Genomic DNA, 16,834 nt, shown 5'->3' with positions numbered 1-16,834 from the left:
TGACACGCGGATCACCGGTTCGGCGGTGCCGATTCGGCGGTGCCGGGCCGCCTCTCTCCTCCTGCGTCGTCGATCGGCCGCGGTCGGCTCGACGAGGCGGGGCGTTCCGCAGAGCGTCCTGCGTCCGCCTACGGCGATCCGCTGGACACGCGGATCACCGGTTCGGCGGTGCCGATTCGGCGGTGCCGGGCCGCCTCCTCCTCCTCCGTCGTCGATCGGCCGCGGTCGGCCGGCTGAGTGGTCGCGTTCCGCAGAGCGTCCTGCGTCCGCCTACGGCGATCCGCTGACACGCGGATCACCGGTTCGGCTTCGCGACGCTGCGCTCGCCTGTGCCTGTCGTGGAGAACGTCAGGAGGGAGGGGGCTCGGCCGCGATGGTGGCCGAGTGGTGCGCTCTGCTGAGGGTGCGCTCGGGGAGGGGACCGCGGCGGGCGAGGACGAGCGGTCGCGGAAGTGCTCTGCTCGGGATGCACATCCTCCGCAAGGAGCAAGGGGCGACCGCTCACAGGGCGCAGGGCCCTCAACAGCTGAGGATGCGCGGCGGCGACTGCGCGAAGTGCGGGGTCAGCGCAAGGCTGCGCCGAAGCGGTGCCGGCGCTGTCGCTCGGGCGCGCGACAGGGCACGCTGGTGCGATGACCCCCGACGCCGCAGTCCGTGTCCGCGATCTGCGCAAGGACTACGGCGGTGCACCCGCCCTGACCGGGATCTCGTTCGACATCCACCGCGGCGAGACCTTCGCCCTGCTGGGACCCAACGGCGCCGGCAAGTCGACGACGATCGAGATCCTCGAGGGCTATCGCGACCGCTCCGGCGGCGAGGCCTCGGTGCTCGGGGTGGATCCCCGCCACGGCGATCTCGCCTGGAAGTCGCGCCTGGGCATCGTGCTGCAGTCCAGCGGCGAATCCGGCAACGCGACGGTGCGCGAGCAGATCGCGCACTTCGCGAGCCTCTACCCCCGTCCGCGCGACGTCGACGAGACGATCGAGGCCGTCGGGCTCCCACCGCCAAGGCGCGCTCGCGCATCGGCAAGCTCTCGGGCGGCCAGCGCCGTCGCGTCGATGTCGCCCTCGGCATCATCGGACGCCCCGAGCTGGTGTTCCTGGATGAGCCGACGACCGGCTTCGATCCGGAGGCGCGGCACTCGTTCTGGGATCTCGTCGCGCTGCTGAAGAGCGAGGGCACCACGATCCTCCTGACCACGCACTACCTCGACGAGGCGGCCCGCCTCGGCGATCGCGCCGCCGTCATCGCCGGCGGGACGCCTGCTGGCCATCGGCCCGGTCGGTGAGATCGGCGGCGACGAAGGCGCGCGTCCCGCAGATCGTGCAGTGGGAGGAGTCGGGGGTCGCGCACCGCGTGCGCGCGACCGGCGCGCCGGCGCGCTTCGTCGCCGGGCTTCTGCGCCCGGCTGGGCGAGCCCCCGGCGCTCGGGGTGCAACGGCCCGGCCTCGGGGACATCTGCCTCGACCTCGCCCTTGGGACGACCGGGCCGGCGACGGCGGCATCGCCCTCGACGTGATCGAGGAGAGACGGCGCCGAGCACCGCGGTCCAGGCCCCTCCCGCACCAGGCTGCGCACCGGCCCCGGCCGCACCCTGCGACTGGGCGCCGCGCGCGCCGCTGCGAGGTGCGCTCGTACTTCCCCGCCCCCGGCCGGGTCTTCTTCACCTTCCTCTTCCCCGTGCTGCTGCTCACGATCTTCCTCGGTCGCGTTCGGCGAGAACGCGGTCGTGCCAGGCCGATCCGCAGGACCCGGGCATCGACCCATGGCCGCGTGCTACGTCCCGGGGCTGGCCGCCGCGGGCATCCTGCTCTCGGGCGTGCAGAATCTCGGGGTCCACGACATCGCGGTCGAGCGCAGCGACCCGGAACCTCAAGCGCCTCGCCGGCGCCCCGCTGCCGGTGCTGAGCTGCTTCCTGCACGGCAAGTTCGGCCGGGTGCTCGTCACGAGTCTCGCCCAGACGGCGCTGCTCTGGTCGTCGCCGCCACGGTCTTCTCGGTCCAGCTGCCGACCGACAGCGGGCGCTGGGCTACGTTCGCCTGGGTCTACCTCGCCGGAGTCGCCACCTCGGCGATCCTGGGCATCGCGGTCTCGGCGCTCCCCCGCTCGGGCAAGAGCGCCACCGCGGTCATCGTGCCGCCGCTGCTCGTCCTGCAGTTCGTCTCCAGGCTCGGCCTCTCGTTCACCACGCTCCCCGACTGGCTGCAGAACATCGCGAGCGTGTTCCCGCTCAAGTGGATCGCTCAGGGCATGCGCGCCGTGTTCCTGCCGTCGGACTTCGAGAAGCTCGAGGTGGACGGCGCCTGGGATCTGGGTGGCGTCGCGATCGTCCTCGGCGTCTGGCTCGTGCTGGGCCTGATCGCGAGCCGACTCACCTTCCGCTGGATCCGGCGCGACGCCTGATCCGGCGACATCCGATCCGGCGACCCCTGTCGTGCGACAGCGTGTCGAACGCTGTGCCGACCACCACAGCTCGGGGAGCAGGACGCCGAACTCGGCGAGGACGCGGCCCTGCACATAGCGGGCGAGCTCCGCGATCTCCTCGGCGCGCGCTGCCGCGGTTCGTCAGGGCGAGCGTGTGCTCGGACGGCGGCACGCGACCCCGGCAGGGCGAAGCCCCGGGTGATCCCCGAGTTCTCGATCAGCCAGGCGGCGCTGAGCTTCACGAGGGCGTCAGGCGCGGCGGGCGCCGGCAGTCCGATCGGCGCGCCCGCGGCAGCGGCGTCAGAGGAGAGTGACGACATCGGCCTCGGCGGACGGCTCGACGGGCCAGCGCGGCGCCGTCGGGGGGCAGTCCGGAGGCGGCGGCACGGGTCACGATGGGGTTGGTGAAGAAGGACCCCGCGCTGGCGGTGTCCGGATCGTCGGCGTCGAGGACCATGCCCTTCGAGGAGCGCAGTCGCAGCACGGTCTCGCGCACGGTCCAGCGGGACCCGGTCGCCAGCTCGACTCCGAGGGCCGACGCGAGCTGCGCGTAGGCGATCAGCGCGCCGACCCCGTCGGTCTCCTCGAGGGCGAACTCGACGGCGAGCACCGCTCCGCGGCGCCCCTGCTTGAGGACGGAGGTGCGGTAGCCGAGCTCGAGCTCCGCGGCCGTGAGGCGCACCGGCTCCCGCGCGCCCTCGTCGAGGAAGTCGACCGCCACCAGGGTGTCCGACACCTCCTGGCCGTAGGCGCCGATGTTCTGCGCAAGGGAGGCGCCGACCGTGCCGGGGATGCCGCTGAGCGCCTCGGCGACCCGGGTCCAGCCGCGCTCGACGGTGAGCGCCACGAGGCCGTCCGACTCGCCCGCCTGCGCTCGCAGGTGCACCGCGCCGGGGCGGTCGGAGTCGAGCCGTTCCACACCGCCGTCCGCGCGGACACGGCGCCCTCGACGCCGTCGTCGCCCACGAGCAGGTTCGAGCCGCCGCCGACGAGCAGCCAGGGCTCGTCGGCGGCCCAAAACTCCTGCAGCACCGAGACGAGCTCGGCCGTGGTGGCGGGCTCGTAGTAGCGCTCGGGCGCACCGCCGACGCGGAGGGTCGTCAGCTCGGAGAGGAGGGCGCGGGCATGGGATCAGACGAGCGAGACGCGCGCCTGCGCGCCTTCCCGAGGACGACTGGCCGGCGACCGTGACGGCCAGGTCGATGCGCGCGGCTCCGGCGTCGACGTCGAGCTCGCCGACCTTGGCGACGACGAGGACATCGGCTCCCTCGCGGGGATCGACGACGATCGGGCGGGTGAAGCGGACGCGGTAGTCGACGATGCGGCCGGGGTCGCCGATCCAGTCGGCCGACCTGCAGGCCGTGCCCATCGTGAGCATCCCGTGCGCGAGGACGCCGGGCAGGCCCACCTCGGCCGCGACGTCGTCGCGGTAGTGGACATCGCATTGAAGTCGCCGGACGCGGCGGCGTAGCGGACGAGGACGTCGCGCGTGAAGTGGAAGCTCCGCTCGCCGACCACCTGCCCGATCTCGAGGTCGGCGAGGACGGGGACCGCGGCGATCCTCGTCACCCCTGACGACGAGCGTGGAGATGCGGGTCACGACGTGCTCGCCGTGCCCTCGGCCACGGTGGACTCGGAGACGATCATCGAAGTGCGGTCCGAGCTGCTTGACGCTGGCGACGGCGAGGGTCGCGGTGAGCTCGTCGCCGGCGACGATGGCGCGGGAGTGCACGAAGCGCTGATCGCCGTGGACCACCCGGCTGTAGTCGATCCCGGCGTCGGGCTCGGCGAGCAGCTGCGCGACCGTAGGCGCTCCTGCATCACCACGGGGAAGGTGGGCGGCGCGATGACGTCGTCGTACCCGGCCAGGCGCGCAGCCTCGGGGATGGTGGTGGAGCGAGGAGGCGGCGGACACGGCGCGGGTGACTCGCGCACCTTCTCGCGCCCCACCTGGTACGACGCGGTGGGCGCGGGCGCGACCGGTCAGTTCGAGTTCACTGGCACCGGACATCTTACGCGGTGGCTCCCGCAGGCCCCGGAGGCCTCCCCCTCCTCCGGGTGGCACGCTCGTATGGCCATCGCGAAATACCCCATGCGCGTATGGCTGACCCCCGACCCTTCTTCTCGGAAGCTGGCCAGCATGTCGACACCCCCGCCCCGAACGAGACTGGGCCGAGTACGCCCGGGAGCTCGGAACGAACCTCCACCATGGCCAAGGGCGAGAGCCAGGAGCGGATCGCCCACGCCGCGGGCCTCGCCGGCTACACCTATCAGAAGTTCGAAGAGGGCGGACCAAGCCGGATGCCCGCGAACTTCACAGCTGAAGACGCTCTTCGCCCTCTGCGAGGCGCTCGACCTGGAGCTGAGCGAGCTCCTGCCGCCGAATCCGCCCCGCGTCTCATCGCGCGGCTCCGCGTAGGGCAGGGAGGCGTCGATCGCCCCGGCCGAGCGCGCCGCCCCGCTGGGGATCGAGATCGAGCACCCCCAGGGCGTCCGCCTCGGGCGGATCCTCACCTCGCCCGCCGGACCCGGCCGGCAGAGGGACACGTGCACGAGCAGCGCCTCCGGCCGACCGAGCGGCCCCGGTCCGGCCCTGCACGAAACGGCGCTGCTCGCCGCCGAGCGGTGCAGCCGCTCGAGCGCCCTCCGATGTCGTCGTGCTCGCCCGCGCACCACTCGGGCACCCGTCGCTCCGCCCGCTGTCCTGCCGTCCGTCCATGTTCCGCACCAATCGCTCCGGGCGCACATCACACCGGTCGGCACCGACATCGAGGAGGTCCCTCGGCCTCGTTCCGCCCGGGGTGTGGACAGTCACCACCACCTCCCCGCTGTGGAGGTGCCGACACTCCCATACGCAGGTGGTGCCGCGCGATCGGGCCGTCGCCGATCGCGTCAGCGGTAGACGATCAGCCAGGTCGCGACGGCGGTCGACTCCCCGCGGTTCACCATCCGGTGCGGGCGCTCGCACGGGAACGTGATCCCGTCCCCGGCCGCGAGCACGATGATCTCGTCCTCGAACTCCACCGTCAGCTCGCCGAGCGTCACCGTGCCCTCGAAGCCGTCGTGCCGGAGGAACCGGCGGTGCGCCGTCGAGGTCGACCCCGGCCGGATAGGTCGACTCGAAGAAGTCGACCGCCTCGACCGAGCGGGGCGCGAGCCGACGGAAGAGCACTCCGCCGTCGAGGGTCACCGGAGCGACCTCCCCCGCCCGCACGACCGCCGTCGCGACCGACGGGGGCGCCGGCTCGTCGAAGACCGCCGAGAGCGGCACGCCGAGTGCGCCGACGACCGCGATCAGGCGCCCGACCGAGGGCTGCATCGAGCCGCGCTCGATCACCGAGACCGCGCTGGCCGAGATGCCGAGCTCGCGGGCGAGGGCGCGCAGCGACAGGCCGGAGGCGAGGCGCAGCTCACGGAGGGCGCGCTCCGAGACGCTCTCGCGATCCGTCCCGGCGGCGAGGCGCTCCGCCGCGACCTCCACGGGGTCGTCCGTCGGGACGGTGCCGGAGGCGCGGCAGGCAGCCCGTCGGAGTCGGGCTCGGGGGCGTCGGTGATCATCGGCGACCCTCCTCCGGCGATCGTCACACCCGTAACGGAGCCGAAACGAGCCCGGGGGTGTCAAGCAATAGGTTCACATGCTGTGAAGCGACTGCTTCACAGCATCCACACAGCACCTCACGCACTCCGCACGGGGACGGCCGACCGCCTCGGTCCGCCACCGACCACCCTGACACATCCGATCCGAGCCGGGCCCGCGCCCGGCCGCCCGGAGGTGGATCCTCCATGACCGACCGCGCCACCGCACCCCGCACCGACCTGCCCACCGTCCGCGTCGCCGCCGAGCTCCCCGTCGGTGCCGCCCTGATCAAGCCCGGCTACGACGACCGCCTGGCGAACGAGGACCTCGCTCCGCTGGTGAAGCAGCGCTGGTCGAGCTACAACATCTTCGCGTTCTGGATGTCGGACGTGCACAGCGTCGGCGGCTACGTCACCGCCGGATCCTCTTCGCGCTCGGCCTCGCCGGCTGGCAGGTGCTCGTCGCCCTGGTCGTCGGCATCGTGATCGTGCAGATCTTCTGCAACCTCGTCGCCAAGCCGAGCCAGATCACCGGCGTGCCCCTGCCGGTCATCAACCGGGCGATCTTCGGGATCCGCGGCGCGAGCATCCCCGCGATCATCCGCGGCCTGATCGCGATCGCCTGGTACGGCGTCCAGACCTATCTGGCGGCGCAGTCGCTGAACATCGTGTTCCTCAAGTTCTTCCCCGACTGCCGCCTCCTGGAACACCCCGGAGGCGTCCTTCCTCGGACTCTCCGCGCTCGGCTACCTCTCGTACGCGATCCTCTGGGTCGCGCGAGCCGCGCGCTGTTCTGGCAGGGCATGGAGTCGATCCGCCGCTTCATCGACTGGGCCGGCCCCGCCGTCTACGTGGTGATGCTGGTCCTGGCCGTGTACCTGGTGTCGCAGGCGGTGCAGGAGAACATCTCGCTCAGCCTCGGCTCGGGCGAGGTCCTCGACTTCGCCGCGTCACTGCCGGTGATGATCTCGGCCGTCGCGCTCGTCGTGTCCTGCTTCTCAGGTCCCATGCTCAACTTCAGCGACTACTCGCGCTACGCCCGCAGCTACGGCGCGGTGAAGAAGGGCAACCTGCTCGGGCTCCCGATCAACTTCCTCTTCTTCTCCCTCCTCACCGTCATCACCGCGTCCGCGACCGTGCCGGTCTTCGGCGAGCTCATCACCGACCCGATCGAGACGGTCGAGCGGATCGACACCTGGTTCGCGGTGCTGCTCGGCGGGCTGACCTTCGTCATCGCGACGATCGGCATCAACATCGTCGCCAACTTCATCTCGCCCGCGTTCGACTTCTCGAACGTCAACCCGAAGATCAGCTGGCGCATGGGCGGCATGATCGCCGCGGTCGGCTCGGTGCTGCTGACCCCGTGGAACTGGTACTCGAACGACACCGCGATCCGCTACACGCTCGGCATCCTGGGCGCCCTCATCGGCCCGCTGTTCGGCGTGCTGATCGCCGGCTACTACCTGGAAATCCAGCCGTCAGCGCGTCTGGGTCGACGACCTCTACACGATGAGCGGGCTGAATCCCGGTACTGGTTCTCGAGGGGCTTCGGCGGAGCGCCGTGGACCACCATCATCGGCGGAGTCCCGTCGGTCGCCTCGGTGCTCGTGCCCCGCTGGATCGCCGAGGCCAGCGGCCCCTCCTTCACCTGGCTGGGCGACTACAGCTGGTTCCTCGGCTGCGGACTGGGCTTCATCGCCATGGCCCTGCTCGAGCGCCGCGCCCCGCGCATCGGGCACCTCGAGGAGGACCTCGAGAACGTCAGCGACGGCAGCGCCGCCTGATCCGCGGGCGGCCGCCGCTGCGGGCAGCCGCCCTCCCCTCCCGCCACGTCCCCGGCAAGGAACCCATGCGCATCACCGTCGTCAACCCGAACACCGAGCGGATGACGGAGGCGATCGGCCGGGCCGCCCGCTCCGTCGCCTCCCTCGGCACCGAGATCGCGGCGGTGACGCCTCCGATGGGGCCCGCCTCGATCGAGAGCCACTACGACGAGGGCGCTGGCGGTGCCGGGACTGCTGCGCGAGATCGTCCGGGGCGACGCGGCGGGCAGCGACGGCTACGTCGTCGCGTGCTTCGGCGATCCGGGGGTCGATGCCGCCCGCGAGAAAGCTCGCGCGGGGCCGGTCGTCGGCATCGCCGAGGCCGCGATGCACATGGCGACCCTCGTCGGCCGCCGCTTCAGCGTCGTGACCACGCTCTCGCGGACCAGCGGACGCGCGTGGGACATCGCGCCGGGCGGGCTTCGGCGAGGCGTGCGCCGGCGTCCACGCCTGCGACATCCCGGTGCTCGAGCTGGACGACCCCCGCTCCGACACTTCCGCCGGGTCGTGCTCGAGGAGTGCGCCGCCGCGCTCGCGGCCGACGGCCAGCAGATCGTGCTGGGCTGCGCCGGCATGGCCGACTTCTGCCGCGAGCTCTCGCGGCAGCTGGGCGTGCCGGTGATCGACGGGGTCTCGGCCGCCGTCCGCCTCGTCGAGGGCCTCGTGGCGATGGGCGTCACGACCTCGCGGCGCGACGAGTTCGCGAGGCCGCTCCCGAAGGCGATGTCCGGCCTGCTCGCTCCGTTCGAACTCGTCTGACAGCCGCGGCACGGGCTGGGAGGGATCATGACGGTCCTCCGCGAACTCGGCCTCGGCGCCCGCCTCTTCCTCCGCGGCTTCGGCACCTGGGTGCGCTCGCCCCGGGCGATGCTGCTGGGGGCGATCCTCGGCCTCGTCTTCGTCGGCCTGCTCGTGCTGGTCGTGACCCGCGTGGGCGACGTCGTCACCGCGCTGACGCCGTTCGCCGACGGCTGGAGCGACGCCTGGGCGTCGAGCGCGCGCCTGGCGATCTCGGTCGCCGCGGTCGGGGCGCTCGTCGCCCTGGGGGTCGTGGTCTTCGCAGCCGTCACGCTGCTCGTGGGCGATCCCTTCTACGAGCGGATCTGGCGCGGCGTCGAGAACGAGCTCGGCGGGGTGCCCGACGAGCGCGAGACCGGGTTCTGGAGCGGGCTCGGCCGCTCGCTCCGCGACTCCGCCGTGCTGATCGCCACCTCGGTGGGCATCGGGATCGTGCTCGTGCTGCTGGGCGTGATCCCGGTCGTCGGCCAGATCATCGGCCTCCTCGCGGGCGCCCTCGTCGGCGGGCGGGCCCTGGCCCTCGAACTGACCGGGTTCGCGGGAGACGCACGCGGGATGACCCTGGCCGAGCGCCGCCGACTCCTCGGCGAGCGCCGAGGGATGTCCCTCGGCTTCAAGGTCGCGGTCTACCTGGCGTTCCTGATCCCGGGCGGCGCCGTGGTCGCGACCCCCGCCGCCACCGCGGGGGCGACGCTCCTGCTGCGGACGCTGCGGGGCGAGACGACCGAGCGCCCCGCCCCGCGGACGATCAGCTGACGCGGCGGCGCAGCTGGCGTCACCAGGGCCGCGGCTCCGGCGAGCAGCGCCAGCGCGCCGATCGGCAGCAGCGCTCCGGCATCCGATCCGGTCTCGGCCAGCGCGTGGCCGGCGGTGAGGACGGCCGTGCGAGGCGCGGTCGCTGGTGCTCGCTCAGACCAGCAAGTGGGGGACGACGCCGATCACCGAGGATCGGGACGGGGACGACCGGAGCGGGCTCGGGATCGACTGGCGGCCGCGAGCGAACTCCGCGACCACGAAGTCGGGACCGGGGACGGTGCCGAGTAGCCGCAGTAGATGTAGCGCACCCTCTCCTCGACCCCGCCGAGCCACCGGGTCTCGGTGAGCGGCGGGACCTCGCGGAAGGAGGAGCCGTCTCCGGCGACCGCCTGCCACTCGTCGTCGATCAGGACCTCGATCACGTCAGCTCCACGAGGTGAGGCAGTCGCGCAGCGTCCGCCCGGGATCGAGATCTCGGTCTGCGTTCCCACCGGAGCTGATGGTCGCGACGCCGGCGAACTCGATGGGCGACTCGCCCTCCTCGTAGCACTCCTCCGAGACGGGTGCGGAGTGAGCGTCGGCACCGGCAGCGGCGGCGAGACGGTGGGCACCGGGGCCGGGGTGAGGTCCGGCGTCGCAGTGGGCGCGGGCGACGGGGCCGACGTGCTCACGGCGGGAGTGAGGGTCGTGGTCGACGCGGCGGGGGCGAGCATCGGGGTCGCTGGGGCGGCGGTCAGCAGGGAAGAGGTGGAGCGGAGCATGCGTGTCCTCGCGTGGCGCCGATCGTCGGCGGTGATCCGGGCGGGTATTCCTATCACGGGGCCGAAGAGCGGAGACAGACACCCGTTCGGGACGCGCCACCCCCTCCCGCTTGGCCGCCCGTCGCGCGGTCCCTGGAGCTCCCCTGCGCACGTGAACCGAAGCCCCTGGTGGCCCGCATAGGCGGACCGACGCACCCGAACCCCTCGCACACGACCGCCTCGTCCGGGCGGTCGTTCTGCATGTCAGGGCCCGGGTGAGGGACACCCCGAACCAAGGACCACGATGACCTCGCTCCTCTCCCGCATCCTCTCCTCCGACGGATCGCTGCCGTTCGCCGTCGTGCTCCGGCAGGAGCCGCTCCGAGGTGGACGTCTTCACCGGCGACGTCGTCGACGTCGACGGGCTCGCCGACATCCCGCTGAACGGCGGGGACGTGCTCACGCTGGTGCCCTACGCCCAGGGTGCGCGACGCGGGTTCGCCGCGAAGGACGACGGAGCGCCGCTGCGCGGCCTCCTCGTCCGCGAGCGCGAGAGCGTGCCGCTGGACGAGTCCTCCGACTGCTCCCGAAGCGCGAGATCCCGGTCGAGGAGCGCGGCTTCGACGTGCTCGACGAGGAGTACGCCGACATCGTCCGGCGCGTGATCGACGACGAGATCGGCCGCGGAGAGGGCGCGAACTTCGTGATCGCCCGCGCCTTCGTCGCGCACACCGACGCCGCTCCGATCGAGGCGGTGCTGGCCTGGTTCCGCCGCCTGCTGACCGACGAGTCCGGCGCCTACTGGACCTTCGCGATCCACACCCCCGGCGTCGACGGCGCGCAGACGGTGACCGCGGTCGGAGCGACCCCCGAGCGGCACGTCTCGGTGCGTGACGGCGTCGCGATGATGGACCCCATCAGCGGCACCTTCCGCCATCCGGCCGCCGGGCCCACCGGAGAGGAGGTGCTCGCGTTCCTCGCCGACGTGAAGGAGAGCGAGGAGCTCTTCATGGTCGTGGACGAGGAGATGAAGATGATGAGCGCGGTGGTCTGCCCGAACGGCGGACGCATCCTCGGTCCCTTCCTCAAGCAGATGTCGCGCCTCAGCCACACCGAGTACCTCCTCGAGGGGCGCACCGATCTCGACGTCCGCGAGGTGCTGCGACTGACGATGATCGCGCCGGCCGTCACCGGCTCCCCGATGGAGAACGCCTGCGCCGTCATCGCCGAGTACGAGAAGGAGCCGCGCGGCTACTACTCCGGCCGTCCTCGCGCTCTTCGAGCCCGAAGGAGCACGGCTACACGGTCGACGCGCCCATCCTGATCCGCACCGCCTACCTCCAGCCCGACGGCCGAGCTGGCCGTGCCCGCCGGGCGCGACCCTCGTGCGCCACTCGACTCCGGAGGTGAGGTCGCCGAGACGCGCGCGAAGGCCTCGACGGGCGTGCTGTCGGCGCTGGGACTCCTGCCGGGTCGCGAGATCCCGCCCGCCGTCGATCTGAACGCGCAGCCCGGAGTCGCCGAGGCGCTCGAGGCGCGCAACGAGCGGCTCGCGTCGTTCTGGCTCCGCCCGCAGGCGCCCGAGCACATCGCGGGCCTCGACGGGCGCACCGCGCTGATCGTCGACAACGAGGACCAGTTCCGCGACGATGCTCGCGCGCCGGCTGCGCCACCTCGGCATGGACGCCCGCGTCGAGCGCCTGGTCGAGCGTCGAGGACGTGCTCTCGGACGACCTCGTCGTGTTCGAGGCCCGGCCCGGGCGACCCGCGCGACGACTCCGAGCCGCGCATCGCGCGCCTGCGCGAGCTGATGACCCAGCGGCTCGACAGCTCGAGCGCCCGATGCTCGCCGTGTGCCTCAGCCACCAGATGCTCTCGCTGCTCGCGGGCCTTCCCGTCGAGCCGCTGCCGCGCCGCTGCCGAGGGCGATGCGGCGCTCGCGGTCGACGTCTTCGGCGAGGAGGCGGCGATCGGCTTCTGCAGCACCTTCTCGTCGGTCGCGGGATCGGGTGTCGAGCGCCTCCTGCTCGGTCTATCGAGGTGTCGGGCGACCCGGTCGGCGCAGGTGGTCGACGCCCTGCGCGGCGAGCACGTCGCGTCGGTGCAGGAGCCACCTGGAGTCGGTGCTGTCCTCGGACGGACTGCGCACGCTCGAGCGCCTCGTGCGCACCGCCGCCGCGCAGCCGGCCCGCTCGTGAGCGAGGTGCGGCTGGTCGCGTCGGACGCCTACTCCGTGGAGCTGCGGTACGCGATCGCCGACAGCGTGCGCGCGGCGGCCGAGGCGGCTCGCGCCTGGCACGGTCGCGGCGACAAGGTCGCCGCCGACGAGGCCGCGGTCGCCGCGATGCGCGCGGTGCTGGCGGACGCTCCGTTCGACGGCACGGTCGTCATCGGCGAGGGCGAGAAGGACGAGGCCCCCATGCTCGCGAACGGCGAGCGGCTCGGTCGGGGGTCCTCGCCGTCGTGCGATGTGGCCGTCGATCCGCTCGACGGCACGCGGCTGACCGCCGAGGGGCTGCCCGGCTCGGTCTGCGTGATCGCGCTCGCCCCGCGCGGCGCCCTCTTCGATCCGCGCGACGTCTTCTACATGGACAAGCTGGTCTGCTCGGCGGCGGGCGCGGGAGTCGTCTCGCTCGAGCGCTCCCCCGGGGAGAACGCGCGGGCGCTGGCGGAGGCACTGGGCAAGCCGGTGGAGGAGCTCGTCGTCGCGGTGCTCGACAAGCCGCGGCACGCAGGGCTGATCGCCGAGCTGCGCGACGCCGGAGTGGCGCTGTCGCTGCGCGGCGAGGGCGCGTCTCGGTCGCGATCGAGGCGGCCGACCCGGCGGGCGCGGTCGACCTGGTGCTCGGCATCGGAGGGACGCCCGAGGGCGTCGTCGCGGCGTGCGCGGTGCGCGCGCTGGGCGGTGTGATGGAGGGCGGCTCGCGCCGCGGACGGCGGCCGAGCGTGCGAACGCGCTCGCGGCCGGTCACGACCTCGACCGGCTGCTGCGGCTGGAGGACCTGGTCGCCTCGGACGACGTGCTCTTCGCGGGCTGCGCGGTCCGATCCGCGGCCCGCGCCGCCTCCGGAACGCAGAAGAACCCCGGCTCGCGAGGAGCCGGGGTTCTTCCCGAACGTAGCGGGAGCGGGACTTGAACCCGCGACACCACGATTATGAGCCGTGTGCTCTAACCACCTGAGCTACCCCGCCGCGCGTCGGCCCCGCGGGCTCGACCTGCGGGAACGGAGCCCCCTGTGGGAATCGGACCCACTACCTCTTCCTTACCAAGAAGTGCTCTACCAATGAGCTAAGGGGCGCACCTGCGGGCATCGGACCCGGAGGACCTGCCCTCTCGGGGCGTGCCCGCGATTTGGCACCGTTAGACAATAGCACCTCGCTGGAGCGGCGGTGACCGCGGGTGGGGCGGTGCGCCCCTGCTGGTCGAGGGACGGCGATCTCGATACGCCCGATGCGCGGGCTACTCGATCAGCAAGGACTCCCTGCTGGTCGAGTAGCGCCGCAGGCGCGATCGAGACCACGCTCAGACAACGGGGATCTCGATACGCCCGCTGCGCGGGCTGCTCGATCAGCAAAGGCTCCCCTGCAGGGCCGTATCCGAGACCTACCCCGCTAGGAGCGGCTCGCCTCGTCGAGGAAGCGAGCTCGTCGTCGCCGAGCACGAGGGTCGCCGAGGCGACCAGGGCGGGAACTGCTCCATCACGCGCGCGCTCGCGATCGAGGGCGACGACTCCGGGCTGCGAGCGGAGCCACGCAAGCGCGACGGTCGCGACCTCGGCACCGTGAGCCTCCGCCACCGCGTCGAGGGCCGCGAGCACGCGGCGACCGCGCGCGTCGAGGTACTGCGCGGCTCGGAGGCACAGGGCGAGTCGGGCGTGGAGCCGTCGCGGTACTTGCCGGTCAGGAACCCGGACGCGAGGGCGTAGTAGGGCACGACGGCCAGGCCGTGCTCGCGGGCGAGCGGCAGCAGGTCGGCCTCGATGGCGCGCTCGACGAGGTTGTAGTGCGGCTGCAGCGCGACCGGCGCGTGCAGTCCCTCCTCCGAGGCGAAGCGCATCCACTGGGCGATGCGGTCGGCGCTGAAGTTCGAGACGCCGATCGCGCGGACGAGACCCTCGTCGACCAGCTCGGAGAAGACCCGCGCGATGTCCTCGATCGAGACGGCGTCGTCGTCGAAGTGCGCGTAGTAGAGGTCGATGTGGTCGGTGCGCAGACGCGCGAGCGAGGCGCGGGCCGCCGCGCGCACGGTGTCGGGGGCGAGACCCTGGAACTCCGGGTGGCGGCTGACCTTCGTGGCGACGACCACGTCGTCGCGGTCGGAGCGCCGGCTGAGCCACTCGCCGATGATCGTCTCGGACTCGCCGCCCTTGTTGCCGGGGACCCATGCGGAGTAGGAGTCGGCCGTGTCGATGAAGTTCCCGCCCGCGGCGACGTAGCCGTCGAGGACGTCGAACGAGGTCTGGCGTCCGGAGGTCCAGCCGAAGACGTTCCCACCGAGCGAGAGCGGGAACACCTCGATGCCGGAGGCGCCGAGGGCGCGGGTGGAGGAGTCGCGGGCGGTGGAGGCGCTGTCGATCGTCATCCTCCGATTCAACCCGCTGGGTGCGGGGCGCTCCTCCCCCTCCGGGCTATGTGGAGCAAGCACTCAGCCGACATGACGACCGGGTCGCGCGAGGAACTCGGGCTCAGCGGATCGCGCTCGGCTCCAGAGGTGCTCGAGCGGCGGGTAGTCCGCGTACGCGAAGCGGGACGAGTCCGGCGCCCACCCGGCGACGTTGATCGTGCCCTGTCCGCCGAAGAGCCGCTCGACGACGCGACCGGGCTCGAGCGAGGCCTGCGGGCCGCCCCGCGAGATCGAGCAGGCGCAGCTCGACCGGGAGGTTCTCGGGGTGCCCGGCGGTGCCGTCCAGGTACGCGAGCGAGAGCAGGTGCGCGCCGTCGGGCGAGACGTGCGGGAACCAGTCGACGGTGTCGGACTCGACGACGCGCTCGAGCCCGGGCCGTCGCGACGCATCCGGAACAGCTGGGCCCGCCCGCCGCCGCGCTCGGAGTTGAAGTACAGGACCTCGCCCGTCTCGTCGAAGTCGACACCGTCGTCGGGGTGCTCGTCCGCGGTCAGCGCGGTGAGCGGACCGCCCTCGGCGGCCATCGTGTACACGTTCGTGACCCAGCGGCCGGAGGCGTCCTCGCCGCCGCCGATCAGGGCGAGTCGTGCCGTCGGGTGAGACTCCGTGGAGGTAGTGCTTGAAGCGGCGCCCGTCGACCTCCTCCGTCAGCCGCCGCGCCGGCGCCCGGCCGTCGAGCGCCACCGCGTACAGGTGCCCGTCGCGCGCCGATACGTACGCGAGACCGCCGCCGGGAGCGAGCACGTGGTCGTTGTTGAGCTCCTCGGGCACGCCGACGGGCGGGATCGGGACAAGCGCACCGGCGCCGGCGCCCTCGAGCGGCAGCCGGAACAGCAGCCCGTCGCCGTTCACCACGAGGGAGGAGCCGTCGGGCGACCAGTTGGGGGCCTCGACGAGCACGGTGCTCGACTCGAAGACCGTGGTCGACGTGCCGGAGGCGACGTCGTGCACGCGGATCCGGCAGAGCTGGTCGGGGAGGAGGAGCGGGCCATGCGCCCACGCTAGAGGAGGCCGGCGCCGGACCGGAGGCCCTCACGGCGCCGCACGGGCGCGTCAAGCCTTCCCGCACTCAGGTTCCGCCGCCCACCCCTCCGATAAACTCGACTCACGACTGTGCTGGATGGATCTTGAGAGGAACATGTGATGCTCCTCATCCTCGTGATCTCGTTCGCCCTGGCCGTCGTGACGCCGTGGATCGTCGACCGCTTCGGTCCGAGGACGTTCTACGCCCTGGCGCTCGTGCCCGCCGGCACGTTCGTCGCCGGCCGCCGCGCTGCCGACGATCCTGTCGGGCGGTGAGATCCGCAGAGCGTGCCGTGGATCCCCGCGCTGGACATCGCGCTCTCGTTCCGCCTCGACGCGCTCTCGATCGTGCTGGCCCCTCGTGGTCAGCGGAGTCGGCGCGCTCGTCCTCGCGTACTGCGCGAGCTACTTCCGCCGCGACGAGCGTCGCTCGGGCGCTTCGCCGCCCTGCTCTTCGCCTTCGCCGGAGTGATGTACGGGCTGGTCACCGCCGACGACGTGATCATCCTCTTCGTCTTCTGGGAGGCCACGAGCGTCCTCTCCTACCTCCTGATCGGCCACTACAACGGCCGCAAGGAGAACCGCGGTGCCGGACTCCAGGCGCTGCTGGTGACGACCCTCGGCGGTCTGGCGATGCTGGTCGGCATCGTGATCCTGATCGTCCAGGCGGGCACCACGAGCCTCGCGGAGATCGTCGAGGCGGCACCGTCCGGCCCGATCGTCTCGGTCGCCCTCGTGCTCGTGCTCCTCGGGGCGTTCTCGAAGTCGGCGCTCGTCCCCTTCCACTTCTGGCTGCCGGCCGCCATGGCCCGCCGCACCCCGGTCAGCGCCTACCTGCACGCCGCGGCGATGGTGAAGGCCGGCATCTACCTCGTCGCCCGCCTCGCGCCGGGCTTCGCCGACGACTCCGTCTGGCTGCCCGTCGTCGTCAGCGTCGGCGTCTGGACCATGCTCGTCGGCGGCTGGCGCTCGCTCCGCCAGTACGACCTCAAGCTCGTGCTCGCGTACGGCACCGTGAGCCAGCTCGGCTTCCTGACCGTCGCCGTGGGCTTCGGCTCGCGCGACGCC

Annotated in this window: 15 protein-coding genes, 2 tRNA genes and 5 pseudogenes; 14 read left to right on the top strand and 8 right to left on the bottom strand. The window is 72.4% G+C overall.

Annotated features, from left to right (window positions below):
• The first annotated feature begins 39 nt into the window (after positions 1-39).
• The 5 genes and pseudogenes from AC0CII_RS21640 (at position 40) to AC0CII_RS21620 (ending at position 2,404) form a co-directional block, all read left to right on the top strand.
• The gene (locus tag AC0CII_RS21640; protein ID WP_465231146.1) at positions 40-237 is read left to right on the top strand and encodes a hypothetical protein; all 198 of its coding nucleotides are present in this window, start codon (positions 40-42) and stop codon (positions 235-237) included.
• Between the two features lie 395 nt (positions 238-632).
• Positions 633-1,057: pseudogene (locus AC0CII_RS21635) on the top strand (ATP-binding cassette domain-containing protein); the annotation flags it as partial.
• Between the two features lie 15 nt (positions 1,058-1,072).
• The gene (locus AC0CII_RS21630) at positions 1,073-1,288 is read left to right on the top strand and encodes an AAA family ATPase (protein ID WP_465231052.1); all 216 of its coding nucleotides are present in this window, start codon (positions 1,073-1,075) and stop codon (positions 1,286-1,288) included.
• Complete coding sequence (locus AC0CII_RS21625; protein WP_465230589.1) at positions 1,285-1,908, top strand: hypothetical protein; 624 nt, start codon at positions 1,285-1,287, stop codon at positions 1,906-1,908. The genes AC0CII_RS21630 and AC0CII_RS21625 overlap by 4 nt, the downstream gene beginning before the upstream one ends.
• Entirely contained in the window at positions 1,820-2,404 is a 585-nt protein-coding gene (locus tag AC0CII_RS21620) for an ABC transporter permease (protein ID WP_465231051.1), read from the top strand. Before AC0CII_RS21625 ends, AC0CII_RS21620 begins: the two co-directional genes overlap by 89 nt.
• Positions 2,405-2,663: 259 nt before the next feature.
• Here AC0CII_RS21620 and AC0CII_RS21615 read toward each other — a convergent pair whose 3' ends face one another.
• The 3 genes and pseudogenes from AC0CII_RS21615 to AC0CII_RS21605 all read right to left on the bottom strand — a co-directional run bounded on the left by AC0CII_RS21615 (position 2,664) and on the right by AC0CII_RS21605 (position 5,906).
• Positions 2,664-4,157, bottom strand: coding sequence for a MaoC/PaaZ C-terminal domain-containing protein (locus AC0CII_RS21615; protein WP_465231050.1), 1,494 nt, complete (start codon positions 4,155-4,157; stop codon positions 2,664-2,666).
• 143 nt (positions 4,158-4,300) lie between these two features.
• Positions 4,301-4,360 (bottom strand): annotated as a pseudogene (locus AC0CII_RS21610) (hypothetical protein); the annotation flags it as partial.
• Positions 4,361-4,823: 463 nt separating this feature from the next.
• Positions 4,824-5,906 carry a helix-turn-helix domain-containing protein gene (locus AC0CII_RS21605; protein ID WP_465230588.1) on the bottom strand — a complete coding sequence of 361 codons (1,083 nt, stop codon included), beginning with the start codon at positions 5,904-5,906 and terminating at the stop codon, positions 4,824-4,826.
• A 302-nt stretch (positions 5,907-6,208) separates the two neighbouring features.
• Between AC0CII_RS21605 and AC0CII_RS21600 the strand changes: the two genes are divergently transcribed.
• From AC0CII_RS21600 to AC0CII_RS21585, 4 genes are all read left to right on the top strand, one after another.
• On the top strand, positions 6,209-6,487 hold the full coding sequence (locus AC0CII_RS21600) for a hypothetical protein (protein WP_465230587.1): 279 nt from the start codon (positions 6,209-6,211) through the stop codon (positions 6,485-6,487).
• Positions 6,457-7,785, top strand: a complete 1,329-nt coding sequence (locus AC0CII_RS21595; RefSeq protein ID WP_465230586.1) for an NCS1 family nucleobase:cation symporter-1 — start codon at positions 6,457-6,459, stop codon at positions 7,783-7,785. The genes AC0CII_RS21600 and AC0CII_RS21595 overlap by 31 nt, the downstream gene beginning before the upstream one ends.
• Positions 7,786-8,007: 222 nt before the next feature.
• Positions 8,008-8,583 (top strand): aspartate/glutamate racemase family protein, encoded by a 576-nt coding sequence (locus tag AC0CII_RS21590; protein ID WP_465230585.1) that lies wholly within the window; start codon positions 8,008-8,010, stop codon positions 8,581-8,583.
• Positions 8,584-8,610: 27 nt separating this feature from the next.
• The gene (locus tag AC0CII_RS21585) at positions 8,611-9,378 is read left to right on the top strand and encodes an EI24 domain-containing protein (RefSeq protein WP_465230584.1); all 768 of its coding nucleotides are present in this window, start codon (positions 8,611-8,613) and stop codon (positions 9,376-9,378) included.
• 182 nt (positions 9,379-9,560) lie between these two features.
• Here the strand turns inward: AC0CII_RS21585 and AC0CII_RS21580 are convergent, their stop codons facing one another.
• A complete protein-coding gene (locus tag AC0CII_RS21580; RefSeq protein WP_465230583.1) occupies positions 9,561-10,139 on the bottom strand; it encodes a hypothetical protein in 579 nt (192 codons plus the stop codon).
• 365 nt (positions 10,140-10,504) lie between these two features.
• Between AC0CII_RS21580 and AC0CII_RS21575 the strand changes: the two genes are divergently transcribed.
• The 3 genes and pseudogenes from AC0CII_RS21575 (at position 10,505) to AC0CII_RS21565 (ending at position 13,255) form a co-directional block, all read left to right on the top strand.
• On the top strand, positions 10,505-10,783 hold the full coding sequence (locus tag AC0CII_RS21575) for a hypothetical protein (protein WP_465230582.1): 279 nt from the start codon (positions 10,505-10,507) through the stop codon (positions 10,781-10,783).
• Positions 10,744-11,442, top strand: coding sequence for a chorismate-binding protein (locus tag AC0CII_RS21570; protein WP_465230581.1), 699 nt, complete (start codon positions 10,744-10,746; stop codon positions 11,440-11,442). Before AC0CII_RS21575 ends, AC0CII_RS21570 begins: the two co-directional genes overlap by 40 nt.
• Positions 11,443-11,928: 486 nt before the next feature.
• Positions 11,929-13,255, top strand: a pseudogene (locus tag AC0CII_RS21565) (fructose-bisphosphatase class II family protein).
• Here AC0CII_RS21565 and AC0CII_RS21560 read toward each other — a convergent pair.
• From AC0CII_RS21560 to AC0CII_RS21545, 4 genes and pseudogenes are all read right to left on the bottom strand, one after another.
• A tRNA-Met gene (locus AC0CII_RS21560) sits at positions 13,237-13,310 on the bottom strand. The pseudogene AC0CII_RS21565 and the gene AC0CII_RS21560 sit on opposite strands and share 19 nt — an antisense overlap.
• A 36-nt stretch (positions 13,311-13,346) precedes the next feature.
• Positions 13,347-13,418 (bottom strand) — tRNA-Thr (locus tag AC0CII_RS21555).
• Between the two features lie 338 nt (positions 13,419-13,756).
• Positions 13,757-14,700 (bottom strand): annotated as a pseudogene (locus AC0CII_RS21550) (aldo/keto reductase); the annotation flags it as partial.
• 103 nt (positions 14,701-14,803) lie between these two features.
• Entirely contained in the window at positions 14,804-15,694 is an 891-nt protein-coding gene (locus AC0CII_RS21545) for a TolB-like translocation protein (protein WP_465230580.1), read from the bottom strand.
• Between the two features lie 189 nt (positions 15,695-15,883).
• Here AC0CII_RS21545 and AC0CII_RS21540 point away from each other — a divergent pair, with 189 nt between their 5' ends.
• On the top strand, positions 15,884-16,042 hold the full coding sequence (locus AC0CII_RS21540) for a hypothetical protein (protein ID WP_465230579.1): 159 nt from the start codon (positions 15,884-15,886) through the stop codon (positions 16,040-16,042).
• A 195-nt stretch (positions 16,043-16,237) separates the two neighbouring features.
• Positions 16,238-16,765, top strand: a pseudogene (locus tag AC0CII_RS21535) (proton-conducting transporter transmembrane domain-containing protein); the annotation flags it as partial.
• Positions 16,766-16,834 lie beyond the last annotated feature (69 nt).

This window comes from Rathayibacter sp. AC182, from assembly GCF_979253875.1.
The sequence above is the reverse complement of the archived record's forward strand: the minus strand, read 5'-3'. Positions and strand labels throughout refer to the sequence as shown.

Bases quoted from the DNA above. Each gene is read 5' to 3' on its own strand.
- AC0CII_RS21600 (WP_465230587.1), top strand. From the start codon at position 6,209: ATGACCGACCGCGCCACCGCACCCCGCACCGACCTGCCCACCGTCCGC.
- AC0CII_RS21580 (WP_465230583.1), bottom strand. From the start codon at position 10,139: ATGCTCCGCTCCACCTCTTCCCTGCTGACCGCCGCCCCAGCGACCCCG.
- AC0CII_RS21585 (WP_465230584.1), top strand. From the start codon at position 8,611: ATGACGGTCCTCCGCGAACTCGGCCTCGGCGCCCGCCTCTTCCTCCGC.